The organism is Rickettsia hoogstraalii, assembly GCF_000825685.1.
Taxonomy (GTDB): domain Bacteria; phylum Pseudomonadota; class Alphaproteobacteria; order Rickettsiales; family Rickettsiaceae; genus Rickettsia; species Rickettsia hoogstraalii.
Genome location: NZ_CCXM01000001.1, coordinates 841320 through 867788 on the forward strand (window position 1 = coordinate 841320; position 26469 = coordinate 867788).

Here is a 26469-nt window from a genome sequence, read left to right on the forward strand (position 1 = left end):
CTAGAATATAATAACTTTTTAGAATTGACAATAAAAAACTATTTTAATTTGTAATATATTTAATTTAAAGTATACAATGATGTATTATTATCACTATCATTATTCAAGCAGTCTCAGACTTACAGTTTTAAAGAAAAATTTTGTATTGTAAATAATTATGAGTTATAATCATTAGTTTATTAATTAAATTAAGTTTTGATTATGGCTATAATGTCAGATAAGTGGATAAAGGAAGCTGTTATAAATCAAAGTATGATAAGGCCATTTGCGGAAAAGCAGGTAAGAGTTCATAATAAAGAAAAGATTATTTCTTACGGCTTATCTTCTTACGGTTATGATGCTAGAGTATCTAATGAATTCAAAATATTCACCAATATAAATTCTACTACGGTTGATCCAAAAAATTTCAGTGAATATAATTTAGTTGATAGAGAAGTAGATGTGTGTATTATTCCACCTAATAGTTTTGCCCTTGGCAGAACTATAGAATATTTTAAAATACCGCGTGATGTATTAGTTATTTGTGTCGGCAAGTCCACTTATGCAAGATGCGGTATAATAGTAAATGTGACTCCGTTAGAACCGGAGTGGGAAGGACATGTAACTTTAGAGTTTTCTAATACTACTCCATTACCTGCTAAAATATATGCAAATGAAGGAGCTTGTCAGTTTTTATTTTTAAAAAGTGATCAAATTTGTGATACTTCATATGCCGATCGCCAAGGAAAATATATGAAACAAGTAGGCGTAACTTTACCTTTAACATAACTTTTTTATGTAAGAACCTATTCACGATCTTAATTTTAAAGCTAATTAAAATCTTTTTAGCCGCAAATTATAAGATTTTTTTGAAATAAGAATACTATTCCTACAAAAATCTTATTAATTTTCGCTTAAAAACCTGTTTAATTATCAATCAAAATAAAATCGTGAATAGGTTCTAAAAAATTATATTAAATTTTTAATAAGGATTTTTATGAGTACAATAAACACCGATACTAATGAGGCAATGCCGCATATTTCCGTTAATGCACAATATATAAAAGATTTATCTCTTGAGAACCCTTCTGCCCCGTCTTCTCTTGCGGCTTTAGATCAACGCCCTCAAATTGATTTATCTCTAGATATAAATATTACTAATTTATCGGAAGAAAATTTCTATGAAGTAGAGTTAAATATCGAAGCAACTGCAAGAAATGAAAAATATAAATTATTTCAGATAGAATTAAAATATGCCGGAGTATTTAATTTAATTAATATTGATTCTGAACAACATCTGATTTTATTATCTGTTCATTGTCCGGCAATGATATTTCCATTTGCTAGAAAAATTATAGCTAGCTGTACTCAAGATGCAGGATTCCAGCCTTTAATGATTGATCCTATAGATTTTGGTGCCTTATATCATAAGAAAATGTCAGAGCATCAAAACTAAGAAAATCATTTAATTATTTAATAAATTTCGTTTTAAACGCCATGGTTTTTAAATCACAGATAGAGCTTAATAGTAAAAATTTTATCAATTTGATTAAATATTCTTTACTTATGTAATTAATGAATGTATAAAGCACTAGATAAAAAATTATAATTTAGTTAACAATAATTAACTGTAATTAAATTATAGCACAATATAAAAATTGAATTTTATGGAGAAAAATAATGAGAGTTTTGTTAATTGAAGACGAGCCGGAAATGGCTAACTTAATTGAGCTAACTTTAGCTTCAGAAGGTATAGTTTGCGATAAAGCTTCAGTTGGTGTAGAAGGTTTAAGGTTTGGTAAAGTCGGTGGTTATGATCTAGTGATTTTAGACCTTATGTTACCGGATATTAATGGTTTTGAGATATTATTAAGATTGCGTGCTGCAAAAATAAAAACCCCAATCTTAATTTTATCTAGCTTAACGGATACGGATCAAAAGATTACCGGTTTCTCTTCTGGAGCCGATGATTATTTAACCAAGCCGTTTGTAAGAGAGGAATTAATTGCTAGAATTAAAGCTATAGTTAGACGTTCTAAAGGTCATGCAGCATCAGTATTTAGGTTTGATAAGGTTAGCGTAAACCTAGATACTAGAACTGTAGAAGTTGACAGCAAAAAAGTACATTTGACGAACAAAGAATATGCTATTTTAGAGCTATTAATACTCCGAAGAGGAACTATTTTAACTAAAGAAATGTTCTTAAATCACTTATATAGTAGTGTTGACGAGCCGGAAATGAAAATTATTGACGTATTTATTTGTAAACTTCGTAAAAAGTTAAGTGATGCTGCTGGCGGTAGAGATTATATCGACACTGTATGGGGACGCGGTTATATGCTAAAAGAATATGATGAATTACAACAAAAAGAAATTTTAGCACAAGGAGCATAATTAATGCCTTTATCTACTTCTTTACTTGGTAAAAAAAGTACTTATAAAGATAGTTATGATGCGACTTTATTATTTAAAATTCCACGTATAAATAATCGAAACGAACTTGGAATAAATAGTAATAATCTTCCGTTTTACGGTGTAGATATTTGGAATACATATGAACTATCTTGTATTAATAAGAACAGTAAACCATGGGTTGGAGTAGGCACTTTTTATATACCGACGGATTCTGAAAATATAGTAGAATCAAAATCATTTAAATTATATCTAAATTCTTTTAATAACTTTGTTGTTGAATCAGTAGAAGAACTAGAAAGAATTATCTTGCAGGATCTAAGTAATGTTACACACGCTAAAGTAACAGGATGTATATTTCCTATAAATACAAAAATAGAATTTGGTATTCCAAGCGGTAAAAATATCGATGATTTAGATATAGTATGCAATAATTACGGTCCGCCCGATAATAGTTTAATTGAGTATGAAGATGTTTTGGTAGAAGAAGAGATTAATTCTAATTTACTAAAATCAAATTGCTTAGTAACCGGTCAACCGGATTGGGGTACAATCGTTATAAAATATAAAGGAAGAAAGTTAAAACATGATTCTTTCCTGAAATATCTAATATCTTTTAGAAATTGTAATGAGTTTGCAGAGCAGTGTGCTGAGCGTATTTTTACAGATATTAAAAACGCTATAAATCCTGATTTTCTTTCTATTTATATAGTATATACTAGGCGTGGAGGAATTGATATTTGTCCCTATCGTTCTACCGATAAAAGTTATACTTTACCTAGCGATAAACGATTTATTAGGCAATAATCACTTTTCTAATCCATAAAAAAATCCGTTTGCGAGAAAGACGTTGTTGCGTGGATCGATTTTCCGTCATTGTGAGAAGAATTACGTAGTAATTCGACGAAGCAATCCAGTTAAAAATTCTGTAAATCAGAATTTTTTTATTATTTTTTCTGGATTGCCACGTCGCTTCGCTCCTCGCAATGACAATTAAGATATCTACGCAACAATGCCATGCGGGACTGACATAGAATGCGTTTTTTGAGCCATGCAACAAGACCTGGAAGTGAGCTAATAGAAGTTAGTATAAGAAGTTAGTATAATTTTATGATTCTTTGGTAGGATTTTGTGGAGGCTTTAGGCTTTCTACTATTTTATTCAGGTCTATTTGACTACAGATTCCCAGTAATACGGGATCACGAGGACGAATAGAATTCATATTCCAATGGCTACGAGTTCTAATAGCATCTATAGTAGTCTTAGTAGTGCCTATTAATTTAATTATTTGATGGTCTTGGATGTTCGGATAATTAGACAATAACCAATATATAGCATCCGGTTTATCTTGACGCCTTGCTATAGGAGTGTATTTAGCACGCTGTTTTTTCTGATTTTTCATCAATTCATCAGCAGGGCTATATGAAATTTGTAAATTAGCATTAGGATCTTTACTGCAACGCTCAATTTCCTCTAAAGTTAACTGACCGTTTGCAATTGGATTTAAACCTTTTATAGATTGTGCTACTTCACCGTCAGCCATACCTTTTATTTCAAATTCATGAATACCACAAAAATCGGCAATTTGTTTAAAAGTTAAAGAAGTATTTTCAATTAACCACATAGCCGTGGCTTTTGGCAGAAGCGGTAATGTTTTTTGCGAATTCATGATAATTGTTTTTTGGCTTAATTTAAGAAATTATAACAAATAGAGTTATTTAAGTCAATAGACCTCTTGCATATCGAAGCTAATAAAGAGGAATTTGAAGGAGACACGGAAGCGCTTGCTACCGCAGTGTACACTTTAGTACGTGAGGATGCGAGTACCGGATTGACGTATAAATTACCTTTAGAAGCAAGCTATGCAAGAGGTCTAATCTTCATTTAGAAACTTAACTATCTCCTCAACTACTTTCTTAGCATCGCCGAATAACATAAAAGTATTATCGTGATAAAATAGCTCATTTTCTATACCTGCATATCCTGAAGCCATAGAACGTTTAATAAACAAAATAGTACGTGCTTTTTCAACATCGAGTACCGGCATACCGTAAATCGGGCTGCTTGGATCGTTTTTAGCAGCAGGATTAGTTACGTCATTTGCCCCAATCACAAGCACTACGTCAGTGGTAGCGAAATCTCTATTAATTTCTTCAAGCTCAAGTACTTTCTCATAATCTATATTAGCTTCTGCAAGTAAAACATTCATATGCCCCGGCATTCTACCTGCTACCGGATGTACGGCAAAACGTACATTAATATCTGAACGTTCTAATATATCAACCATCTCTTTTATGATATGCTGAGACTGGGCTACTGCCATACCGTAACCGGGAACAATTATCACCGATGATGCATTAAGTAGTAAATGTGCCGCATCTTCAGGGCAGCTTGTTTTTGCTATTTTATCGTCGTCTATATCCTTGTTAATTCCGGTAGGTGCAGGCAAAAACGCTCCAAAAATAACCTTGATTAGTGAGCGATTCATCGCTTTGCACATTATATAGCTAAGTATAGCTCCGCTACTACCGACTAATGCTCCGGTAATAATAAGTAGGCTATTGCTAAGCGTAAAGCCTATACCTGCTGCTGCAAAACCTGAATAAGAATTTAGCATTGATACTATAACAGGCATATCTGCACCGCCCACCGGTATTATTAGTAATACTCCGATGAACAGCGATAAAAAAACTATTAGATTAAATAAAAATATACTCTCTGAACGAATAAATAATATTATAAGAAGAACTAATATTATTGCCGTTAATAAGCATATATATTGCTGACCGTAGAATTTTAACGGGCTACTTTTCATTAAGCCTTGTAGTTTTAGAAAAGCTATAACCGAACCGCTAAAAGTTAATGCCCCTATAGAAACTCCAAGCGATATTTCTATTAATGAGTTAATAGGTAAACTTCCTGCTATTCCTATAGAAAAATTTTCAGGTGCAAGTATCGTAGCGTAAGCTACAAATACCGCAGCAAGACCAACAAAAGAGTGAAATCCAGCAACTAATTGAGGCATTGCCGTCATGGAGATTTTAAGTGCAATAATCCCTCCGATTATACCGCCTAATAATATGGTTGCTATAATGGGTAATTTATGAGTAAAATCCGGGAGGAAAAAAGTAACGCCGACTGCTATCGCCATTCCCAAGATACCTATGGTACTACCTAAACGTGCTTGTTTCTGTGAGGATAAAAACTTTAGCGACAGAATAAAACAAACAGCCGCAACTAAGTATAATAACTGGATAATTTGTAGGGACATAGGGGAATTTATTTAATAATTTGGAAACGTCATTGCAAAAGAGTTTATCTGCGTGAACACCAAATCGTCATTGCGAGAAGAATTACGTAGTAATTTGACGAAGCAATCCAGTTAAAAATTCTGATTTACAGAATTTTTCTAATTATTTAACTGGATTGCCACGTCGCTTCGCTCCTCGCAATGACGGCTCAGTTCCATACGACAACGTCTGTTTGCAATGACGAGAGATTTTTAAAAAGTAAATCCTATACCTATAGAAACTATTAAAGGATTAAGTTTAACTTTAGAGGTCACGGTTTTATTACCTACTAAATTCGGTTTATACTCAAGTTTAGGATTTAAGAAAAATTGTCTTACGTCAATATTGATTAAAGTATCATCTTTAGCATAAAAATCTACACCTATTTGTCCTACGGCACCGTGTCCGTTTCTAATTTTAAGACCGGTAGCTTGCGTAAGCATATAAGAACCGTGATAACCTATGCCTATATACGGTCTTATTCCACCGTAAGGAGCTATATGAAATTGTCCGGTAACCGTTGCAGGAATCATATAAATAGGTTTGTTTTTTCCTAGTTTGACATTATCAACGCCATAATTATAAGCAACGGCTGCAAGGGATGTATATTTAGTGCGTAAAACATTAAAGCCAAGTGATAATTCAGTAGCTAAATAATTGTTAAAGAATATAGTAGTGGATGCATCACCTCCATAACCGTTTTTTGCAACTTCTCCTACTGGAACAGGTTGAGGAGAGGTAGGAGTAGGTAATCCTTTTTGCTTAGCACTTGAAAAAACACCTCCTAGACGCATCTTGAAAACTAAATTTCCTTCGTTTTCGTAATACGGTGTACTATCATAGTCAGGAGCAGAATCTACATCATCATACATGCTTTTAGCAAAACTATTAATACTTATGCTGGATACAAACAAAATTATCCCTAATTTTTTCACTATTCTTAACATATTAATTATAACCTTTACTTGCTTAAAATTGATTACCGTATTATTATATAAAATTTTTGTTTATATATTTATACCATTGTCATAAAAGATAGAATTCTTTTATGCTAAAAGTCAAGACATTTAAGTAAAATTATAGAAATTATTGGAGCATATTAATGAATGATGCATTAAAAACATATTTAACCGGTATAGGTTGGTTTTTACTTAGTTTAGTAAGTAGTAGTGCCAATGATGTAATGTCTAAATATCTTGGGACTCGTTTACATAGCTTTGAAGTAGCTTTTTTCCGCTTCTTTTTCAGTAGCATAGTTTTACTACCTTTTGTTTTTTATTACGGTAAAAATACCTTAAAAACAAGTCGTCCTTTTGTACATATATTAAGAGGATTATTATTATTTTTCGGTATGACTTCCTGGACTTACGGTCTTACCATAGCTCCCGTTACTACCGCAACCGTTGTAAGTTTTTCTATCCCTTTATTTACTTTAATACTTGCCGTATTTTTTCTTAACGAAAATATTATTTGGCAAAGATGGGTAGTTACCGTAGTAGGATTTATAGGGCTTGTTGTTACGCTTAAACCTCATGCCGAGGATTTTAACCCCGAAATTTTGTATTTTGTATTAGCGGCTATTTCATTTGCTATGCTTGACATTATTAATAAAAAATTCGTAATAAAAGAATCGATGATCAGTATGCTATTTTATTCGGCAATAGTAACTGCTGTAGTATCATTGCCTGTTGCATCGCAATATTGGCTAACCCCTAGCGGTTTTGAATTAGCTTTATTATTTGTACTCGGTAGCAGCGGAAGCTTAATATTATTCTTCCTGCTTAAAGCTTTTTCCATGGTAGATGCAACCGCTACCGCTCCTTATAGATATTTAGAGCTGGTGATTTCGGCAATAGCGGCATATTTCATATTTAATGAGTTTCCCGATAAAAGCACACTTCATGGAGCAGTAATAATAATTCCTGCTACCTTATTTATAATATACTCCGAAAAAAAAGCTATGAGTAGAAAACATGAATCGCAGTAAGCTAGTATTTTCAAGCGGTATCGCTAATACTTTTGAATGGTATGATTATGTATTATTCGGTTATTTTGCACCCATAATAGGAGCAAAATTTTTTCCGAATGATGATGCTAATACTTCTTTACTGCAAGCTTTTTTAGTATTTGCTATAGGTTATTTGGTAAGACCGTTGGGCGGCATATTTTTTGGTGTTATTGGTGATAGATTTGGACGCAAAGTAGCCTTAACTAGTGCGTTATTTTGCATGTCTGCCCCAACCGTATTAATAGGAATATTACCAATTTACCATACTATAGGTATAACTGCGACTATATTAATGATTTGTGTACGAATTCTACAAGGATTATCAATGGGAGGAGCTTTGACCGGTTCTATTTCTTTTGTTATTGAACATGCTAGCCATAAACACCGAGGCTTTACCGGTAGTATTTCAATGTCTAGTATATGCTCCGGTTTATTGCTTGGTTCTTTTGTTTCTTATATCGTTAAGAATATCCTAACAGCTTCACAATTTGATAGTTTTGGCTGGAGAATACCTTTTTTACTTGGATTTTTTATTCTTTTTGCAGCATTTTATATTAAAAAAAATACACATGAAACACCGAATTTTAAAAATCTAAGAGAGCAGAAAAAGATTTTACAATCACCGTTAAAAAAAGTCATTACCAATCATTGGTTTGATATATTAATCTCGATTTTTATCAATGCTCCCGGTTCGATAATATTCTATTTAACTACAATTTACTTGGTATCGTTTTTAAAAATCAGCCGTAACTTTACTGAAAATGAAGTAAATAGCCTCGCTAGCGTATGTTACGTGATTATGATAGCCGTAACTTTATTAAGCGGTTATTTATCCGATATTATAGGTCGCAGGAAAATTTTTGTAATTAACCTGATAATAATTATTATAACAACGCCGTTTTTACTTAATAATTTTGAGAACGGTGGCTTTACAAGCGTAATTATCTCACAATTTATACTAGCTATACTTGCCGCTAGCTATATCGGTCCTGAACCGGTATTACAAGCAGAGTTTTATCCTACAAATATACGTAACACTGCTCTGTCTATTTCATATAACACTGCTACAAGTATTTTCGGAGGTACTACGCCTCTTGTCTTTGAATATTTAGTACAAAAAACAGGGCATGTAACCTCAGCAGTTTATTACGTCATATTAAGCTGTATTTTTGCATTGATCGCCTTATATTTTTACAAAAATAGAAGTTTAGATAAAATATGAAAAAAATTACAAAACCTGCAAACCTAGTTGAATTTAATGATAAAATTGTAGTCTTGACACCTAAGAGTTCTTACTATGGCAATGCTTACGAACACAAAATAACTAAAAAAGGATTAGTTTTTGCTCGTATCTTACAGGATAGCATAAATCACTCCAAAACTGTTGAAAAAATAACTAGTAACGAGGCAATTTCAAGGATAGATATAGACTTATTCGGTACGTGTCATAGAGTTACTACGACTGTAACGACCGACCGACTACGGCAAGAAGAAAGCGGTTCTTTAGAAATGAGGCCTGCTTCTGCAAAAGAGATAGCCCAATTACAAAAGTTAGTACAAGATAATAAAATGATATTAGCATGCCAAACCAAAGAAAAAACCTAAAGATTCTAAGTGATTATTTGCAGAAAGAATTTGGGATGTATGCTAATGAAGCTACAGTAGCATCTTTCTGATGAAGTACATATAGGTGGAGCGAATGAAAAGCTAGAATAAGAGCTTTTTTGTAAATAGTAAACGAATTTCTAAAATTCTTCTTGATTTAATAGCAAATATGTGGCAAAAAGAGTTTGAAATAAAATTCTAGACTATATGAAAGAAAATTAAATTAATCTATTTTTGCTCTTTTTAGCTACAAATTATCAAATTTTTTGAAATAGGCACAGTTATTACCGCAAAAATCTTATTAGTTTGTTTAAAATATCTAAAAATATAAATAATTTAATTTTCTTTCATATAGTCTTGCTACTATAGCTCAGGGGTAGAGCACTTCATTGGTAATGAAGAGGTCGGGGGTTCAATTCCCCCTAGTAGCACCACTATACATCCTAAGCTTTGTGAATTTTTAACCTTTCTTGAAAAACTCATATGCTGATTTTAGTCTAGTTTCTGTCAAATACTATTATAGTATTACGTTTATTTTATAAAGCTAAGTTGCAAATAATATAAAACTAATGTATGATTTACATTTAAAATACGGTAATGATTATTTTATTATATGATAGACATCCTCCTTTTTGTACATATTACTATTGCAATATTGCTAATTATAGTTATTCTGATGCAGCGTAGCGGATCGGATGGAATTAGTAGTATAAGCGGTGGTAATAATATGGGAGTAGTCAGTGCTAAAACAGTCGGTAATTTTCTTACTAAAAGCACTATAATACTTACAACATTATTTTTAATAAATGCAATAGTACTTGCTAATCTTTCCTCAAAAAAGAAATCAGATTTAGTTTCTAAAATTAATGAAATTGAAGAAAATCAAGCAGAAAATAGTTTACCTATAGCTAAATAGTTACAGCTTTATCTTAGTAATATCTCTCATACTTGTCATTGTCTATCTTTGTTGACATTGTTGTGTAGACCGGTAAAACCTACTGTGTCACCTAGTTCGCTTGACCACGGGGTCCATAAATACAATAAAAAATACTAATAATTTTAGTATTTTTAACTAGATCCTGTGGTCAAGCCACGGGATGACAGAGGTAAAACTGATCCACGCAACAACACCTTGCGAGGAGCAAAGCGACGTGGCAATCCAAAAAAATAATTAAAAAAATTCTGATTTACAGAATTTTTTACTGGATTGCTTCGTTGAAACTTACAATTTCTTCTCGCAATGACGAAAAAATCGGGCCATGCAACAAAGCCGCATGACAATAATTCACAAAATAATTTTAGAAATGTCTATAGAATTTAATATAAAAGAAAAAATTTATATCATTTTATGTACGTTTTTTACAGTCCTTATTATAGTAGGAAACTTAATATATCAAAAATTTGTTTACCTTAATATTTTTAATTTTTATATTCTTGAATTATCTATAGGAGCAATTTTTTACCCGTTAACTTTTTTATTAACGGATTTAATAGCTGAGTTTTACGGTAAAGAAAGAGCCAATTTTTGTGTAAAACTTGCTATTATTTTTAATATAATAGTAGTTTTAATAATAAGTCTCATGGATAAATTGGAAGCTACTAATTGGTCTAATGTTGACAACATAACTTTTCATAAAGTCTTTGGTTCATACCATATATCTTTTTTAGCATCAACTTTTGCCTGTTATATAGCTCAACTTGTTGATATTAATATCTATTTATGGATACGTAAAATTACTAAAGGTAAATATTTATGGATAAGAAATAATTTTAGTACGGCAATTTCTTTATTTATTGATACTTTTATTGTAATTGGGATTATGAGCTTATTTAATATTTTTCCTTTTGACCAATTAGGTCAGCTTGTACTTAATAGCTATTCATTTAAACTATTTTTTACCGTATTTAGTACGCCGATATTCTATTTGGCAGTTTGGTTAATAAGCTTGTTTATTAAGAAAGGATAAGCTCTTAGGAGAAACCTATCCTCTATTTATTTTTACAAATTGACTTTTAGTTTAATAAGCCCTTGATGGCTTTGATATTTTCTATGTGTGTAATAGTTATACTCAAGTAGAACATTTATATTCTTTCTACTCATAAGTATATTACTACCAACATTATATCCAAGCTTAGGTTGTTTTGGTATAATAATTGTTTCTTGTAATGTTTGTCCTTTAAAAGTCGCTTTTGCATTAACTTTTGTATTTTTATTATTGAAGTGATGCTCAATATTACCGTACAAACTTGGTGTTAATACTATATTATTTACGGTCGCTATAGGCTTAAACACTATTTTACCGCCAATACTACTTTCAACTGATTGATTTGATTTCTTTTGAATTATCAAATTTTCTATATCTACATTATATTCTTTATAGTTGCTAGCTCTGGAATAATCATATTTAAAACCGATATTAGGAATAAAATGTAAATCATATTTTGTACGATATTTATAATTTAATAAGGTTTGAAAACTTAAATTATTGTTTTGATATTTTCCAATTATATTATTAATACTTTTAGATTTATTCTTAATATAATTATGACCGTAAGATGTTATAGCCTGCAATGAGAAACCTTTAATTAGTTCTTTTAGACCGTAAATACTTAAAAGATGACCGTTAACAGCTGTTTTTCCTAGTTTTTTATTATATTTAATTTGGGATTCTAAATGGCTATAAGCTATTCCTATAACATCATGACTATTAATGAATTCAGTATCAGCTCCGATAGTTACGCCGGTGGTACGACCTTGATATTTTGGAATATTCTTCCAAGTTCCTTGTTTGTTAATGCCGTATAAGCCACTAATCCATACCCCTCTGTTTATACTAGCTTCTTCATCACCAGCGGCAACTATAGGAGCAATATCAAGTCTGTTATTAAAAATATTACTATAAATATGTTTATTAGTAACTGAAATCGTTCTATCTACCACCTCTAATACTGCTACTTTGTTATTAGTTTCGGCAGATACCTGTTGTCTCTGTGTCGCTTCGGCAGATACCTGTTGTCTCTGTGTCGCTTTATCTTGTTCTGCGATGGCTTCAGTTTTGAAGGACACATCGATAGCTTCGTCTTCGCTTTCTAAAGCTATATCTTTTTTTGATTCTTCTTCAGTTGTATTATTGCTTTCTTCTAATTCTTCCTCAGTTTCATATCCTTTATCTTCTTCATCACTAGATCTTAAGGCTAGAAGTGATTTTTTATTATCTGATGATTTATCATTTTTGCTATCGTTAGAACTCAATAACCTCGGTGATAAAGCGGTTTCTGAATCGGATTTCTCTGACTTTTTATTACTATCTTCAGGTTGTGTATCATCCTTTGTTGAGGATTCGTCATTTGTCGCTTCGTTTCCTTGCTGGAATAATGATTGGAATTGTTTCATATCTAAACGTCCTACTTTCTTTTCGTTGTTACTATTTTCCGGTTGAACATCACTACCGTATTTTTGTTCTAGTTCAGTAGATTCTGCTAGTAATTGTTCAACAAATAGAAACAATTCTTTATCTTTTGCTAATTCTAAAAGTTTGGATTTATAAATATTATGTACTTCTTGTCCTATTTCAGTTCTAGGACCTATAAAATCAGAGTTAGCAGTATTAAATGCCTCTTTTACCTCTTCTTCTGGATATTTTGTCAATTGCTGTGTATAAATATTATGTACTTCTTGTCCTATTCTAGTTCTAGGATCTATAGAATCAGAGTCAGCTGAAGTAAACGCCTCCGTTAATTTTTTGCTAAGTATAATATTATCTTCAACATATTTAATAAATTCTTTATCTTTTGTTAATTCCAAAAGTTTAGAAGTATAAATATTATGTATTTTTTGTCCTATTTCAGTTCTAGGACCTATAAAGCTAGAGTGCATAGTGTCGACTGCTTCTTGGATTTTTGCAAAATACTTACTATTTTGATGAACTTTAGATAAATTTTTTGAATGCTCAAATGCTACTGATTCCACTATAGCTTTTTTAAACAAATCGGCATCAGAGTATTTTGCTTTATGTCCTGCTGATTTTTGTCCTGATAAAGCAAATTCTTTATATCTTACAGCTATATCTGAGCTAAAGTTATAAATTTTTGGAGTTGTTTTAAAAATAGATGTAGATGTATTTGCATTTAATTTAGTAATTCTACTTATCCAATCTTTAGTAATCCCTAAACTTGTTAGATAAGCTAATTCCGAATCTTTTGAAGCAGGCGGTGGCGGTGGTGGTGGCATGTTTCCGGTATGGATGTGTTTTTTAGCTTTTTCTTGCGAGTACTCTTTAAGAGCTTTTAATATTGTAGTCATATTTAATTTACTAGAAAGAATTCTTACTTGTTCATTGCTCATATCTGTAAATGAAGGCAAAACTAATCTTAATTGATCTAAATTATTATTACCTTCTAGTTTGATAGTAGTAGCTTTTAAAAACTCTTTTAATAATTCAGGTTCTTTTTCCTTTATTATAGCAAAAAACTCATTTTTAGGTAAATTTGCTGTAATTAATTCTTCAAATTTTATTGTGCTTAAAATAGCTGTTCTTAAATCATCAAGTTTAGCCTGTGCTTGATCAGAATTAATTGTTTTTCTTAAGTTTGTATCTTCTGTTATTAAAAAAGTAGTTTGTTGTGCTATAGTTAATATATTAGGGTTGTTGATTAACTCTTCGACTCTATTGGCAAATATATCTTGATCAAGCATGCTCGTCTTCTTATAAGCAGCTTCTAATTGTTTGAATGGAGTAGATTCGTTATCAATTTCTTTAATCAATTTTAATTGATTTAATTCATGTTTAATAGGTTTCTTTATATCTTCAGATATTTTACATGATGATAATACGATACGTACTGCTGCATCATCAGGGTCTTCATTGAAAAGATCTTTAATTATATCTTCGCTTGTTATTGCTTTCTTACCATTTACAATTATATCTTGCATATATGGGTCTTGAACAAGCTCCTTAAAAATTTCTTTAGCTTTTTCTTCGACTTCAGGATTTGTAATACTAAATAAATTTATAAGAGTTTTCTTGTCAGCTCCTTGGTTGGCGTATGATTCTGTTAATATTTGACGTATAACATTTGTAATGTCATCTTTTCTTTTTATTATTTGGCTTTGTAAATCATTAGCTTTCTCGCTAGTTTTTTTGGTTTTAATATCTAAATTAGTCTCAGCTCTATATTCTACATATAGTTTGGCATAAGCTGTCTCTGGCTCGCTTCTTTCTATGCTGGTTGCACTAGAAGCTGTAGGTTGAAGTGGTACTTTTGGTTGAACAGTAGTATTACGAGTAAACTGAGTATATAATAAATGTATGTGAGGATATTCTGTTTGTAACTTATTTAAATCAAAATTGTTAGAGTTGCTAATAAAGCCTTGAGAATTTAAGGGAGGAGGTGGTGGTGGCATACTCCCATTTAGCGGTAGAGGTGGCGGATTTGGAATACCACCATTTAGTGGTAGAGGTGGTGGATTCGGAATGCCGCTTTGTGTTTGTTCTAAATTATTTGCATTATTACCTACTGCTAATCCTAAAATTTTATTGGTTTCATTGCTTAGTGCGTTATTATCGGATAATATTACTTTAATTACAGAATTTAATGTTTGTTTATTTACTTCTTTGGCTAGTTTAATCATATCGTCTTTAGTTAAACTATCTATTATTAGTCCTTTATTTTTTAGTTCTATATTTATTTCTGCTACTATTTCCGGTGTTAAAATATATTCGCTTTTTACAATATGTGATTGCATTTTATTTTTTAACTCTAATTGCAGAGCTAAAAATTTTTCTACTGAACTCTTATCTTTACTTGCTGCTAGTTTGATAAGATCTAATCGTGCCTTTTCTTTAAATTGATTATTAGATATATTTCGCGTCGCATAGTCTTTAATTCTTTCAGCAAATTTAGTTTTTTCTTCAGAAGAACTATTTTCTAATAATTCTTTTAGAATAGGTCTATTTTTAACATCAATATTGGTATTGAAATCTAATTGTCCCCTATCGTTGCTAAATAATACCCTTTGAATAGTATCATCATTAAAATCACTTAATATAGTAGTTACTGCTTTTTTTTTATAACTACTATCTACTTTAAGATTTAATGCTGCTATAGGATCTGTTTTAATAAGATTTTTAAATTCTTCAATATTTTCTTCTTGTTGTATTATTCTATTTATATTGTGTTGAGACTGTGTTAAATTACCCTTACTTTCTTTAGTATTAAAGTAAGTTTTAAAAGTACTTATAGGATCAAAAGAATATGGTTGTTTCTCTTTTCTACCCGTGGGAACTCCCGAAGATGTTCCTGTAGTATTTGTACCTTGATTTGATATATACCAATTATCACTTTTGGTCCCGCTCTTTTTTTGTGAGCCTCCGACAGACGGTTTAGTAGTATCATTGTTATTTAAAAGCTGGTTTGCATTTATTCCGGCTGTTATTTGCTGTATATAAGAATTTGCTTTTACTGTCCCTATCTTAAATTCTTCCTTTAATTCTTCAACTGTAGGGATAATATTATTATTTATATAAAATGCTTTTTTATTAAGCATCTTCTGAGTTGCTATTGATGCGATATAGTTTCTTGCCTCACCTTTATCAGCACCAAATTTCTGCTCTAGCTCTTTTTCTGTAGGAATATTATTAGCAGCTATATATTGTGGCTTTTCTTTGTCCATAACTTTAAGTCTTATTGACTTAATATAATAGCCATATCTATTATCATCAAGAGATATACCAAACCTAGTTTTTAACTCTTTTTCTGTAGGAATAAGGTTATCCGCTATATATTGTCTCTTTGCGTTTTCCATAATTTCAGTTCTTATTGATACAATAAAAGATTCTGCATCATCTTTATTCATGTTAAGAGCAGTCTTTACTTCTTTCATTTCAGGGATATTATTATTATTAACATAATGTTTGTATTTAATATCTCTGTTTATTGAGCTGATATATAGATCGATTATCGCTTTTTTGTTTTTTTCTGCACGACGTACCTTTTGATCTTTTTCTATATTTTTGTCTGTTTTTTTAGGGTCATAAATTATTTCAAAATTTTTTGCTACTTCTATATCTGTAGGAGCTACACCTCGATTAATATATTCTTGTTTTTTTGTATCAAAATTCTGTTGTTTTACTCTTTCGATGTATAATAAAATTTCAGCTCTTGCTTGTCTTGCTTTATATCTAGTTTTACCTAAAAAACCTAATAAATCTGTTTCCTTATACTTTATTCCTAGATCATCTTGTGCTTGAGTAAAACTAGGAACTAAGTTTGCTTCTTGCCATTTTTTGATTTTTTCATTTGGAGTAAAATCTTTCCAAATATTTTGTTGCTGTTGTAAATTGTGCTTTTCCCATGTCGGGGTTTTACTAAATAAATCTTTAAAGCTTGCCGCTCTAGCACTTGTACTTAAAAAGCTACTAGTCAACAAACATGTTGACATGAAAAAAGTTAAAACATATTTTTTTGAGTGGGAATTTTGTAAGTTCATTCAAACCTCGATCAGTTATTATTTTTTTAAATATAAACGAGGCGGATTATATAATGTTTATTAATTTATGTAAATTATTAATTACTAATTTTTGTTAACTAATAGATTTTTTAACCAAAATGTGCTTAATACATCACATACTAATGGCATCTCAATTTTCGGTAAATAAAATATGCAAATTCAATTTCACTTATATAACACTTTTAGCCGTACTAAAGAGGTTTTTAATCCTCAAGATCAAGCTAACGTAAAAATGTATGTATGTGGACCGACTGTTTATGATAATCCTCATATAGGCAATAGTAGGTCGGTAGTAGTATATGATTTACTTTATCGTATAGTTATAAAAATATTCGGCAGTAGAGCAGTAAAATATGTACGCAATATTACCGATGTTGACGATAAAATTATTGATAGAGCTGAACTACTTGGCATTACTATTAATGAGTTGACTGATAAAGTTACACAAGAGTTTCATACAAATATGGCATATTTAGGTTGCATGCTACCGAGTATTGAGCCGAAAGCTACAGAGCATATTGATGTAATGATCGAAATAATAGAACGCTTAATAGCAAAAGATCATGCATATATTGCGGATAATCATGTTTATTTTGATGTTTTATCAGCTCCAAATTATACGGAATTATCTAACCGAAATTTAGAAGAAATGTTTGAGGGAGTGCGTATAGAAAACAGCAAAACCAAAAAGCATCCACAGGATTTTGTATTATGGAAACCGGCAAAGCCGAATGAATCCGCAAATATGAATTTTGAAAGTCCTTGGGGGCTTGGTCGCCCTGGATGGCATATTGAATGTTCAGCCATGAGCTACAAATATTTAGGTGAGAATTTTGATATTCACGGTGGCGGAGCAGATTTAATCTTCCCGCATCATACTAATGAAATTGCACAAAGTAGATGTGCTTTTCCGGATTCTACCTATGCTAAATATTGGGTACATAATGGCTTTCTAACGGTGAACGGTGAGAAAATGAGTAAATCTCTTGGTAATTTTATTACCGTAAGGGATTTAATGGATAAAGAAATTTCAGGAGAGGTAGTAAGATTATTCTTATTAAGTAGCCATTATAGACGTCCACTTGATTATAATGATAAAGCTATAGAAGATGCTAAAAAGACTTTAGATTATTGGTATAGAGCCATAGAAAATATTAATGTACAAAAAATAGATTTATCTCACAATTTCATGCAAAGCTTACTTGATGACATGAATACGCCGCTTGCCGTTAAAATAATTAATGACTATGCTAAAGGTGTTTTTATTTCTAAAACTGAAGAAGAAAGGCAGCTTAACGCCTCTGCTATTATTACTTGTGCTAATTTTATTGGTTTAATGAATAAGACTCCCCATGAGTGGTTTAATAGCAATGTGGATGAACTCTATATAAATGAGCTTGTAAATAAGCGTTTGGAAGCAAAAAAACAAAAAAATTGGTTATTAGCCGATCAAATTCGTAACCAGTTATTAGAGGAAAAAATAATTCTAGAAGATAAACCTGACGGTACTACTATTTGGCGAAAAGAATAAAAGCTTGTAAATTATGCAATATACGTATATAGTTTGTAGGCTTATTGTAGAACATCATTGCGAGGAAATTATGTAATAATTGACGAAGCAGTCTCAGGATATTTGACGAGATTGCCACGCAGCCTACGGCTGCTCGCAATGACGATTATTCAAAACTTAAGCAAAAAATTCACACGTAAGATATATGTTAGTTCATGTATAGAGCTGTCATTCTAGTTCCTTGATCACGGCATCCAGTAAATATATGATAATAAGTTGTTTTTGGATCCCGTGGTCAAGCCACGGGATGACAAATATACACAATATCTTACGGAGGTATAAACTAACAATTAGGAGAATTTAAAAATGTCAAAAATACCATCTGTTAACATTAAAGAATTATTGGATGCAGGCGTGCATTTCGGTCATAAGACCTCACGTTGGAATCCTAAAATGGCATCTTATATATATGGTGAACGTGATGATGTTCATATAATCGATTTAAGACAAAGTGCCGCTTTAATGAGTGTTGCTTTGAATACAATATATGAAACCGTAAAAAAAGACGGTAAAATATTATTTGTAAGTACTAAAATACAGGCCAGTGATATTATAGCGGAATATGCCGAAAAATGCGGACAATATTACGTAAATCATAGATGGCTTGGCGGTATGCTAACTAACTGGAAAACTATTGTGGGTTCAATAGAAAAACTAAATAAGTTAGAAAAAACCTTAGAAAATGAAGAAGCACTTATGGGTTATACTAAGAAAGAGATACTTGATATGAGCCGTAAGAAAGATAAGTTACTTCTATCTCTTGCCGGTATTAGAAATCTTAATTCTAAACCTGATCTTCTAGTAGTTATTGACACTAATAAAGAGCATATCGCAATTAATGAAGCGGTAAAGCTTAATGTTCCTATAGTTGCAGTAGTCGATACTAATTCTAATCCTGATAATGTAGATTATCCGATTCCGGGTAATGACGATTCTATAAGGTCAATAAGACTTTATTGTAGTTTATTTGCAGATGCGGCATTACAAGGACTTGAAGAATCAATGAAAGCTTCAGGAGTTGACATGGGTGCTATGCAAGAGCATACAGATAAGGCGTTAACTTCTAAAAATGTTTCTAAATTAAAACAAGCTAAAAAATTCTCTAAAACGAAAAATATTGATGAAGAGACAAATACAGAATTTGAGCAAGCATTAAATGATGCCGATGAAAATAAAAATTCTGATAATGCATAAATGTTGTTGTGTGAATTGAAGAACCTACTCGATGTCATCCCCGCGTAGGCGGGGATCCAAATATAGAAGCTACATAATTTGATAGAATAAAAGATAAAAATTTTCATCTGTTTTACTGGATTCCCGCTTTCGCGGGAATGACATAAAGAGCAATTTCCATAGCTCAGACGATTAGGTATCTACACACCCCAAGCCAAATATAATAATTAAGGAGAAAGTAAGGTATGAGTGAAATAAATATAAGTGCTGCAGCGGTTAAAGAATTAAGAGAAAAAACCGGTGCAGGTATGATGGACTGCAAAAAAGCATTAATAGAAACCAGCGGTAATTTTGAAGAAGCTATTGATTTCCTTCGTAAGAAAGGTTTAGCTGCTGCTGCAAAGAAAGCCGGTCGCATGGCTTCTGAAGGCTTAACGGCTGCAAAAGTTGATGGGCTTGTTGGAGTAGTAGTTGAAGTAAATTCTGAAACGGATTTTGTTGCTAGAAATGAGCAGTTCCAGGATTTAGTTAAGAATATTGCGAATCTTGCAGTAATTGCAAAAGATATAGATACGTTAAAAACATCTAAAATGCAAAGCGGTAAATCAGTTGAAGAAGAGATTATAGAAAATATCGCTACAATCGGTGAAAATTTAACATTACGTCGTATGGATATATTAGAGATATCCGAAGGAGCAATCGGTTCGTACGTACATAATGAAGTTGTACCGAATCTAGGAAAAATTTCCGTATTAGTAGGTCTTGCGTCTAACGCAAAAGATAAAGCAAAACTAGAAGCTTTAGCTAAACAAATTGCTGTTCATGTAGCAGGAAATAACCCGCAAAGTATAGATGATTCAAGCTTGGATCAAGCACTCGTAGAGCGTGAGAGAAAAGTATTTTTTGAGAAATCTAAAGAAGAAGGAAAGCCTGATAATATTATAGAAAAAATGGTAGAAGGTAGAATACGTAAATTCTTCTCTGAAGTTGTATTGCTTCAGCAAAATTTCTTATTTGAGCCTAAACTTACTGTTGCGGAAGTAATTAAAAATGCTGAAAAAGAACTCGGTGCAGAAATTAAAATCGCTAAATTTATTAGATACGAACTTGGTGAAGGTATAGAACACGAAGAAAAAAATTTCGCCGATGAAGTAGCAGCCATCACACAGGGTTAAATTTACTTTTCAAAGTCAATAAATGCGAATTTAGATAAGTGCTTATTCTAAATTCGTATTTATAATATCTCTCTAACTACAATCAGCTATCTATTAATAAATAATTTTTCGATTTTTTACTTTATAATAAAAGATTTATATTGACTTAATAATAGAAAGTCTTACATTAATCGTTATTATTAGTTTAAATGGAGAATGTTTTATGTCACGGACAAAAGAGCAATATGCAGCAGAGATTTATGCTGCCGAAGAGCATCGTAGGAGACAAGCTAATTCTAGTGATAGTGATGCCGAACTGCTTGGAGTTATTATAGTATGTGCCGGTTATGCATGTTATAAAGCAGTAGAAGGAGCAGTAAAAGTTACCGTTACAGGAAGCAAAATTATAGAAAACGCCTATAAGATAGGAACGGGACAAATAAAAGTTCTCGGCATTGAACCTGAAAGTAAGACAACCTATATAATAAAGCATCCTTCCCCTCGAGGTACTACGACTGTAACTCAACCAATTGCAGCTAATCCTGTAGATCCTTCGGAGCAAACTCCTCCTAATACTCCTACCTCTAAAAGAGAAAGGCTAAAATATACGGGAAAAAATTGGTAGATAGTGCAAAAACCGGTGCTAAAACTCTTTCAAATGCTTATAAAGTGACAACCGGCAAAATAGAAGTTATAGGTCCTGGAAGTGATTTTAACAGAGACGGTAAAGAAAAATTTATATTTTCTGAACCTACTAAACGTAAAGTTGTTCAAAAAGAATTTAAAAGAGAGGACGGTTATAAGTGTGGTATTGCGTTAGAAGAGATAATTGAAACTTCCTTAATGTTAAGATTAAATAACGAGCGTATAGTTAAAATTAAGGAATTTAGAAGTATGATCCTACCTGATACTACTCAAGATGTAGGAGGGACTTTTGAACTTTCTCTAGTTTTAAAATATTCGGATGGATCAATGTCCAAAGATGATCCTGCTTTTCTAAAGATACATTACGGTAGAGACGGAAAATTAAATAAGTTATCGTTGCCAAACACGCCTATAATTTTTATAACCAATGGTATCCTGCATTAACCGTTTATAAAGGTAAACTATGTTCTTTGCCTGTAAGTAGTGGATATTACAAGTATTTGCATAAAAAAATACTAGAAAATAACAGGACTATAGAAATCGACCACATAGATCGCGAATTTACTATAGAACTTTTAGGGGAATAAAAATTCTTAGTGAAATTCTATCAAAGAAACTTCGTAATTACCTGTAAATATTCATCTAGGATTTTTTGGTTATTCTCAACAAATTTTAAAGCTTTTTCACGATAAGCTTTAAGTTCTAGAGAATTATTAGGGCTAAGTAGATATGTTAGTTTGGTTAGTAAATCTTCACCGTTTTTGATTTGGATAGCTGCTTCATTTTGCAGTACGCCTTTAGCGATATCGGTGTTTTTACTCATATCGGGACCGAATATAATACAATTAGAGAAATATGCCGCTTCTAAAATATTATGCCCGCCTTGTTTAAAAGAACCGCCGATAAAAGAAATTGTAGCTACGGAAAAAAACAATCCCATTTCACCGAATCTATCAACTATATAAAGATCGTCGCTTAATACAGGTAAATCATTTTGCGATTTAGCGGTAGCGGATAAATTATGTGACTTACAATTATCGATAATTGATTTAATTCGCTCAGGATGTCTTGGAATTAATATAATATAGCAATCTAAAAACTGCTCTTTTAGGTTTTTTATTATAGGCAAAATCACCTCTTCATCTTCGGGGTGAGTGCTGGCAAATATCACGATTCTCCTATTGTCTAAATGTAAACTTAGTTTTGATAACTCTTCTTGATTAACTGGAAGTTTTTCGTTGGCAAATTTAATATTACCTAAATTAACTGCATCCGATACGTCAAGTTCATTGAATTTTTGTAAGTCACGCTCGCTTTGCACGATAATTTTACTGAAATTTTTGAGGATAAGCTGAAAGAAGCTTTTTCTTTTTAGCCAAGCTTTAAACGATTTATCGGAAATACGAGCATTTACTAGCAGTAATTTACACTGCCTCGCTCCTTCATTAATAGTACACGGCCATAATTCCGATTCTATAAAAATACCTAAATTAGGTTGCCAATTTTTTAAAAATTTTCGAGTAAAAATAATATTATCTATCGGTAAAAATTGGTGAACTGCTATTTTAGGTAATTTGGCAGTTAATATTTTAGCGGAGCTGTTAGTCCAAGAAGTTACTAAAAAACGAATGTCAGGATAGCGTTTACTTATATTACTTATTAAAGTTAAAGCTGCCATTGATTCGCCGACGCTAGCTGCATGAATCCATATTAAGAAGGAGTTGTCTTGTCGATACTTACCTATAGCAAAACGTTCTTGGATACGTCTTATATCTTCCTTACCTATTAATAAACGTATAAGAATTATGATAAAATAAATAGGTAATAATATAAAGCTTAGAGCATAATATAATAACATCATTTTAAACTCTCTGTTAAGCTTGCTAGTTGTTTTTCAAGGCTTATATGGTTTTGTATTTTATCATTTGTGAGTTCTAAAGGTGAGCCAACTATGATTTTAATGGTACCAAACGGTAGGGGTATTATTAATTTATCCCAACTTTTTAATCTGAAACATCTAGAAGTGGAGCTGACTATAGGAATAAGTTTTTTGTTATATCTATAGGCAATTTCGGTAATGCCGCTATTTACTTTATATACCGGTCCTTTAGGACCGTCCGGCGTGACTATTATATTTGCACCTTGAGATAACTTACCTATAATATTACGTAAAGCTCCAATTGGATTTTTATTAGTAGAACCTACTATCACTCTGCAACCGAATTTTCCTACTAGATCGTTTAAAATTTTCCCGTCTAAATGCGGTGATATTAAAGCATAGATATTTCTATGTCCTATAAACATAGCCGGACTTAAGGCAAGCATATTATGCCAAAATGCAAAGATTACTCCTTGTTCGTTTAGGAATTTTTCCTTATTGCTGTTATCGTAAAATATAAATTTCTGCCTTGAAGTAAAATAAACAAAACGCAAATACCAATATAGTAAAATAGTAATTATACTAAGTACGTATTTATTATTTTTTAAAAATTTTTTAAAAACTTTCCGCATGGTTTTTTTGTTTGTTTAGGTGGTTTTTTAGCTTTTCCGTCATTGCGAGGAAATTACGAAGTAATTGACGAAGCAATCTCAGAATATTTGACGAGATTGCCACGCAGCCTACGGCTGCTCGCAATAACGATTTGGTATCCACGTAAGCCTTAAGCAGGAATGACATACTCAAGCATCACAAGCTCTCTCAATCCTAATACAAGCTTCTTCTAGCTCTTCCATAGAAGTAGCGTAAGAGATTCTGAAATACCCTTCTAAGCCGAAAGCGATACCGGGTACTACGGCAACTTTTGCTTCTTCAAGTAAATATTCGGCAAAATTATTACTATTTGCAATAATTTTTCCTGATTTAGTTTTATGCCCAAATATTTTATCGCATTTAACAAATAAGTAAAACGCTCCTTCCGGCTTATAACACTCAAAATATTTTACTCTTTTCAAAATTGATAAAGCAAGATCACGCTTTTTTTGAAAATTTAAAGCATTAGGCTTTATATAACCTTGAGGACCGTTTAATGCTTCAATAGCAGCCATTTGACTTATTGAACAAGGGTTTGAAGTACTTTGCGACTGAATAATAGTCATTGCTTTAATCAAAGCTTTAGAGCCTGCACCGTATCCTATACGCCAACCTGTCATAGAATAAGCTTTAGATACTCCGTTTACGGTAAATATTCTCTCTTTTAAATCAGGTGCTATTTGGGCTAATGTATAAAATTTAAAATCATCAAAAGTAATATGCTCGTAAATGTCATCGGACATTACGTTCACATGAGGATATTTTCTTAAAACTTTAGCAATATTTTCTAGTTCTTCAAAATTATAGCTTGCACCTGTTGGATTACTAGGTGAGTTAATAATAAGCCATTTAGTTTTATCCGTAATTAGACGCTCTAAAGCTTCCGCACTTAATTTAAAATTATTTTCAATTCCGCAATTTACAAAAACAGGTGTTCCTGTGTTAAGTGCAACCATATCAGGATATGAAACCCAGTAAGGTGCCGGAATAATTACCTCATCCCCTTTGTCCAAAGATGCCATAAACAAATTATATATAACTTGCTTACCGCCGGTGCTTACTATTATTTCATCAAGTTCGTAATCTATGTTATTTTCACGTTTGAATTTGTCTTTTATTGTTTGCTTTAAAAGCGGCATCCCCTCAACGTTAGTATATTTTGTAAAGTTGTCTTTTATAGCTTTGATTGCCGCTTCTTTGATATTATCAGGCGTATCAAAATCAGGCTCACCTGCACCGAGTGCAATAATATCAACGCCTTGTCTTTTAAGCTCAAGAGTTTTTTTTACGACTGCAAGGGTCGGCGACGGCTTTATAGAATTTAGTCTCGTAGAAATAATTGACATAATTTTGAGTCCGTATTAATGAGGTAGTTTGATGTCATTCCTGCGAAAGCAGGAATTCAGAGTAAAGCGAGATAAATCGAGCTTTTAAAAAGCCTTAAAATACTAGATTCCCGCTTTCGTGGGAATGACATTAATAATAAGCAATAATATAGCAATTTTAATCGCAATAAAATTATTTTATTTAAAAATTTATCAAGATATGCTTTATTATAGTAAGTAATATTAATTTAGTAATTAAACTATGCTCGGTAAAATAAAAGACAAAATCAAACATTATTGCTTAACTATAATAAATATACCGAATTTTATTAAGAATAAAATTTTAGAATTTAAAAATTATATAAGTGATTGTAAATATAAATTCTCTCATTTAGCCGAAACTAATTATCAGCTTGGACTTGATCATTTATATAGAGGTAATTTAAATGATGCATTGCTTAGGTTTAAACTAGTCGATAAATTTTTTAATCCTAATGATTCTAAAGTATATTATCAACTCGGATGGGTTTATTTTTTAAAAAATAATTACAGACAAGCTATAGAATATTTAGAAAAATCTAATGAAAAATATAAAGCTATATTTATAAATTTTTTGAAAAATTATAAGGATATTACTGAAATACCTCAAGAAATTTGGGGGAAATATCGTGATTTAACTGCACAATATTATCCTACTATTTTTAATAACGATAAAAATATCCATCTCCCGTATAGGTTTGTTAATGATACACTCAAGCAGATATCTGATTTACCGGATAATTATTCTATTTTGGAACTTGGAAGTAATATAGGGCTGGTAGGTTATGAAATACAAAAACGTTTTCCGGAAAATTTTACTTTAACCGGTGTAGAAATTTCTACTTTAATGAATGATTTACAAGAAACATATTACCCGAACACTAAAATTTACGATCAAATATATAATATTGCTATCGATGAATTTTTAAAACAAAACTCTAATAAATTTGATATTATTTTTAGTTTTTGCGGATTATCGTTTACTAACAATTTAATAGAATATTTTAATTTAATATACTCATCTCTTAGTGAACAAGGGTATTTTGCTCTTCGTTTACCGAACGCCGCGAAGACACAATTCTCAGTAAAACGCAAAGAATTTATTTTTAACTTGAATGAAATAAATAATATTTTACAAAAAAATAATTTTACTATATTAACTTCGGAAGAAATAATACTAGCGGAAAACAATAAATATAGTATTATTGTTTGTAAGAAAATAACATAAA

At 31.5% G+C, this 26469-nt stretch carries 24 protein-coding genes, 1 tRNA gene and 1 pseudogene; 19 read left to right on the forward strand and 7 right to left on the reverse strand.

From position 1 onward, the window contains the following. Positions 1-201: 201 nt before the first annotated feature. The 5 genes from dcd (at position 202) to BN1174_RS09960 (ending at position 3388) form a co-directional block, all read left to right on the forward strand. On the forward strand, positions 202-768 hold the full coding sequence (dcd, locus tag BN1174_RS04450; protein WP_010420471.1) for a dCTP deaminase: 567 nt from the start codon (positions 202-204) through the stop codon (positions 766-768). Between the two features lie 208 nt (positions 769-976). Further along, on the forward strand, positions 977-1435 hold the full coding sequence (secB, locus tag BN1174_RS04455; RefSeq protein WP_040256816.1) for a protein-export chaperone SecB: 459 nt from the start codon (positions 977-979) through the stop codon (positions 1433-1435). 224 nt (positions 1436-1659) lie between these two features. Further along, entirely contained in the window at positions 1660-2373 is a 714-nt protein-coding gene (gene ctrA / locus BN1174_RS04460; RefSeq protein ID WP_040256817.1) for a response regulator transcription factor CtrA, read from the forward strand. Positions 2374-2376: 3 nt separating this feature from the next. Then, on the forward strand, positions 2377-3198 hold the full coding sequence (gene queF, locus BN1174_RS04465) for an NADPH-dependent 7-cyano-7-deazaguanine reductase QueF (protein WP_040256819.1): 822 nt from the start codon (positions 2377-2379) through the stop codon (positions 3196-3198). A 46-nt stretch (positions 3199-3244) separates the two neighbouring features. Next, positions 3245-3388, forward strand: a complete 144-nt coding sequence (locus BN1174_RS09960) for a hypothetical protein (protein WP_156138487.1) — start codon at positions 3245-3247, stop codon at positions 3386-3388. A gap of 111 nt (positions 3389-3499) precedes the next feature. Here BN1174_RS09960 and BN1174_RS04470 read toward each other — a convergent pair whose 3' ends face one another. Next, positions 3500-4060 carry a cell cycle transcriptional regulator TrcR gene (locus tag BN1174_RS04470; RefSeq protein WP_040256821.1) on the reverse strand — a complete coding sequence of 187 codons (561 nt, stop codon included), beginning with the start codon at positions 4058-4060 and terminating at the stop codon, positions 3500-3502. A gap of 39 nt (positions 4061-4099) precedes the next feature. Between BN1174_RS04470 and BN1174_RS04475 the strand changes: the two genes are divergently transcribed. Further along, positions 4100-4279: a palindromic element RPE1 domain-containing protein gene (locus tag BN1174_RS04475; protein ID WP_040256823.1), complete on the forward strand. Its 180-nt coding sequence runs from the start codon at positions 4100-4102 to the stop codon at positions 4277-4279. Here the strand turns inward: BN1174_RS04475 and BN1174_RS04480 are convergent. Beyond that, positions 4265-5662 (reverse strand): NAD(P)(+) transhydrogenase (Re/Si-specific) subunit beta, encoded by a 1398-nt coding sequence (locus BN1174_RS04480; RefSeq protein WP_040256825.1) that lies wholly within the window; start codon positions 5660-5662, stop codon positions 4265-4267. The genes BN1174_RS04475 and BN1174_RS04480 overlap by 15 nt on opposite strands. Positions 5663-5893: 231 nt before the next feature. Continuing rightward, positions 5894-6628, reverse strand: a complete 735-nt coding sequence (locus tag BN1174_RS04485) for an OmpW family outer membrane protein (RefSeq protein WP_040256827.1) — start codon at positions 6626-6628, stop codon at positions 5894-5896. Positions 6629-6783: 155 nt separating this feature from the next. Between BN1174_RS04485 and BN1174_RS04490 the strand changes: the two genes are divergently transcribed. From BN1174_RS04490 to BN1174_RS04515, 6 genes and pseudogenes are all read left to right on the forward strand, one after another. Continuing rightward, positions 6784-7668, forward strand: a complete 885-nt coding sequence (locus BN1174_RS04490) for a DMT family transporter (protein WP_040256829.1) — start codon at positions 6784-6786, stop codon at positions 7666-7668. Continuing rightward, on the forward strand, positions 7655-8911 hold the full coding sequence (locus BN1174_RS04495) for an MFS transporter (RefSeq protein WP_040256831.1): 1257 nt from the start codon (positions 7655-7657) through the stop codon (positions 8909-8911). The genes BN1174_RS04490 and BN1174_RS04495 overlap by 14 nt, the downstream gene beginning before the upstream one ends. 287 nt (positions 8912-9198) lie before the next feature. After that, positions 9199-9405 (forward strand): annotated as a pseudogene (locus BN1174_RS11740) (hypothetical protein). 248 nt (positions 9406-9653) lie between these two features. Then, positions 9654-9728, forward strand: a tRNA-Thr gene (locus BN1174_RS04505). Positions 9729-9907: 179 nt separating this feature from the next. Next, positions 9908-10210 (forward strand): preprotein translocase subunit SecG, encoded by a 303-nt coding sequence (secG, locus tag BN1174_RS04510; protein ID WP_004996773.1) that lies wholly within the window; start codon positions 9908-9910, stop codon positions 10208-10210. 388 nt (positions 10211-10598) lie between these two features. After that, on the forward strand, positions 10599-11261 hold the full coding sequence (locus BN1174_RS04515; RefSeq protein WP_040258027.1) for a queuosine precursor transporter: 663 nt from the start codon (positions 10599-10601) through the stop codon (positions 11259-11261). Positions 11262-11293: 32 nt separating this feature from the next. On the opposite strand, the gene BN1174_RS04520 is transcribed toward BN1174_RS04515, so the two are convergent. After that, positions 11294-16783 (reverse strand): surface cell antigen Sca2, encoded by a 5490-nt coding sequence (locus tag BN1174_RS04520; RefSeq protein WP_197062044.1) that lies wholly within the window; start codon positions 16781-16783, stop codon positions 11294-11296. 172 nt (positions 16784-16955) lie between these two features. On the opposite strand from BN1174_RS04520, the gene cysS reads away from it, so the two are divergent. From cysS to BN1174_RS04545, 6 genes are all read left to right on the forward strand, one after another. Then, complete coding sequence (gene cysS / locus BN1174_RS04525; protein ID WP_040256845.1) at positions 16956-18335, forward strand: cysteine--tRNA ligase; 1380 nt, start codon at positions 16956-16958, stop codon at positions 18333-18335. A gap of 57 nt (positions 18336-18392) precedes the next feature. After that, complete coding sequence (locus tag BN1174_RS09965; protein ID WP_156138488.1) at positions 18393-18551, forward strand: hypothetical protein; 159 nt, start codon at positions 18393-18395, stop codon at positions 18549-18551. A 129-nt stretch (positions 18552-18680) separates the two neighbouring features. Beyond that, positions 18681-19568 (forward strand): 30S ribosomal protein S2, encoded by an 888-nt coding sequence (rpsB, locus tag BN1174_RS04530; RefSeq protein ID WP_040256847.1) that lies wholly within the window; start codon positions 18681-18683, stop codon positions 19566-19568. A 224-nt stretch (positions 19569-19792) separates the two neighbouring features. After that, complete coding sequence (gene tsf, locus BN1174_RS04535) at positions 19793-20722, forward strand: translation elongation factor Ts (protein WP_040256849.1); 930 nt, start codon at positions 19793-19795, stop codon at positions 20720-20722. 202 nt (positions 20723-20924) lie between these two features. Continuing rightward, a complete protein-coding gene (locus BN1174_RS04540; protein ID WP_040256851.1) occupies positions 20925-21326 on the forward strand; it encodes a hypothetical protein in 402 nt (133 codons plus the stop codon). Continuing rightward, positions 21320-21790, forward strand: coding sequence for a hypothetical protein (locus tag BN1174_RS04545; RefSeq protein ID WP_231555801.1), 471 nt, complete (start codon positions 21320-21322; stop codon positions 21788-21790). The genes BN1174_RS04540 and BN1174_RS04545 overlap by 7 nt, the downstream gene beginning before the upstream one ends. Before the next feature lie 163 nt (positions 21791-21953). Here BN1174_RS04545 and waaA read toward each other — a convergent pair whose 3' ends face one another. The 3 genes from waaA to BN1174_RS04560 all read right to left on the reverse strand — a co-directional run bounded on the left by waaA (position 21954) and on the right by BN1174_RS04560 (position 25222). Continuing rightward, complete coding sequence (gene waaA, locus BN1174_RS04550) at positions 21954-23207, reverse strand: lipid IV(A) 3-deoxy-D-manno-octulosonic acid transferase (protein ID WP_040256853.1); 1254 nt, start codon at positions 23205-23207, stop codon at positions 21954-21956. Continuing rightward, positions 23204-23857 carry a lysophospholipid acyltransferase family protein gene (locus BN1174_RS04555; protein WP_040256854.1) on the reverse strand — a complete coding sequence of 218 codons (654 nt, stop codon included), beginning with the start codon at positions 23855-23857 and terminating at the stop codon, positions 23204-23206. Before BN1174_RS04555 ends, waaA begins: the two co-directional genes overlap by 4 nt. 168 nt (positions 23858-24025) lie before the next feature. After that, positions 24026-25222, reverse strand: coding sequence for a pyridoxal phosphate-dependent aminotransferase (locus BN1174_RS04560; protein ID WP_040256856.1), 1197 nt, complete (start codon positions 25220-25222; stop codon positions 24026-24028). Positions 25223-25463: 241 nt separating this feature from the next. On the opposite strand from BN1174_RS04560, the gene BN1174_RS04565 reads away from it, so the two are divergent. Next, on the forward strand, positions 25464-26468 hold the full coding sequence (locus tag BN1174_RS04565) for a methyltransferase domain-containing protein (RefSeq protein ID WP_040256858.1): 1005 nt from the start codon (positions 25464-25466) through the stop codon (positions 26466-26468). Position 26469 lies beyond the last annotated feature (1 nt).

Bases quoted from the DNA above. Each gene is read 5' to 3' on its own strand.
- BN1174_RS04490 (WP_040256829.1), top strand. From the start codon at position 6,784: ATGAATGATGCATTAAAAACATATTTAACCGGTATAGGTTGGTTTTTA.
- secB (WP_040256816.1), top strand. From the start codon at position 977: ATGAGTACAATAAACACCGATACTAATGAGGCAATGCCGCATATTTCC.
- tsf (WP_040256849.1), top strand. From the start codon at position 19,793: ATGAGTGAAATAAATATAAGTGCTGCAGCGGTTAAAGAATTAAGAGAA.
- queF (WP_040256819.1), top strand. From the start codon at position 2,377: ATGCCTTTATCTACTTCTTTACTTGGTAAAAAAAGTACTTATAAAGAT.
- cysS (WP_040256845.1), top strand. From the start codon at position 16,956: ATGCAAATTCAATTTCACTTATATAACACTTTTAGCCGTACTAAAGAG.
- BN1174_RS04470 (WP_040256821.1), bottom strand. From the start codon at position 4,060: ATGAATTCGCAAAAAACATTACCGCTTCTGCCAAAAGCCACGGCTATG.
- BN1174_RS04480 (WP_040256825.1), bottom strand. From the start codon at position 5,662: ATGTCCCTACAAATTATCCAGTTATTATACTTAGTTGCGGCTGTTTGT.
- secG (WP_004996773.1), top strand. From the start codon at position 9,908: ATGATAGACATCCTCCTTTTTGTACATATTACTATTGCAATATTGCTA.
- BN1174_RS04555 (WP_040256854.1), bottom strand. From the start codon at position 23,857: ATGCGGAAAGTTTTTAAAAAATTTTTAAAAAATAATAAATACGTACTT.
- dcd (WP_010420471.1), top strand. From the start codon at position 202: ATGGCTATAATGTCAGATAAGTGGATAAAGGAAGCTGTTATAAATCAA.
- BN1174_RS04520 (WP_197062044.1), bottom strand. From the start codon at position 16,783: ATGAACTTACAAAATTCCCACTCAAAAAAATATGTTTTAACTTTTTTC.
- BN1174_RS04485 (WP_040256827.1), bottom strand. From the start codon at position 6,628: ATGTTAAGAATAGTGAAAAAATTAGGGATAATTTTGTTTGTATCCAGC.
- BN1174_RS04565 (WP_040256858.1), top strand. From the start codon at position 25,464: ATGCTCGGTAAAATAAAAGACAAAATCAAACATTATTGCTTAACTATA.
- BN1174_RS04540 (WP_040256851.1), top strand. From the start codon at position 20,925: ATGTCACGGACAAAAGAGCAATATGCAGCAGAGATTTATGCTGCCGAA.
- BN1174_RS04560 (WP_040256856.1), bottom strand. From the start codon at position 25,222: ATGTCAATTATTTCTACGAGACTAAATTCTATAAAGCCGTCGCCGACC.
- rpsB (WP_040256847.1), top strand. From the start codon at position 18,681: ATGTCAAAAATACCATCTGTTAACATTAAAGAATTATTGGATGCAGGC.
- BN1174_RS04495 (WP_040256831.1), top strand. From the start codon at position 7,655: ATGAATCGCAGTAAGCTAGTATTTTCAAGCGGTATCGCTAATACTTTT.
- ctrA (WP_040256817.1), top strand. From the start codon at position 1,660: ATGAGAGTTTTGTTAATTGAAGACGAGCCGGAAATGGCTAACTTAATT.
- waaA (WP_040256853.1), bottom strand. From the start codon at position 23,207: ATGATGTTATTATATTATGCTCTAAGCTTTATATTATTACCTATTTAT.
- BN1174_RS04515 (WP_040258027.1), top strand. From the start codon at position 10,599: ATGTCTATAGAATTTAATATAAAAGAAAAAATTTATATCATTTTATGT.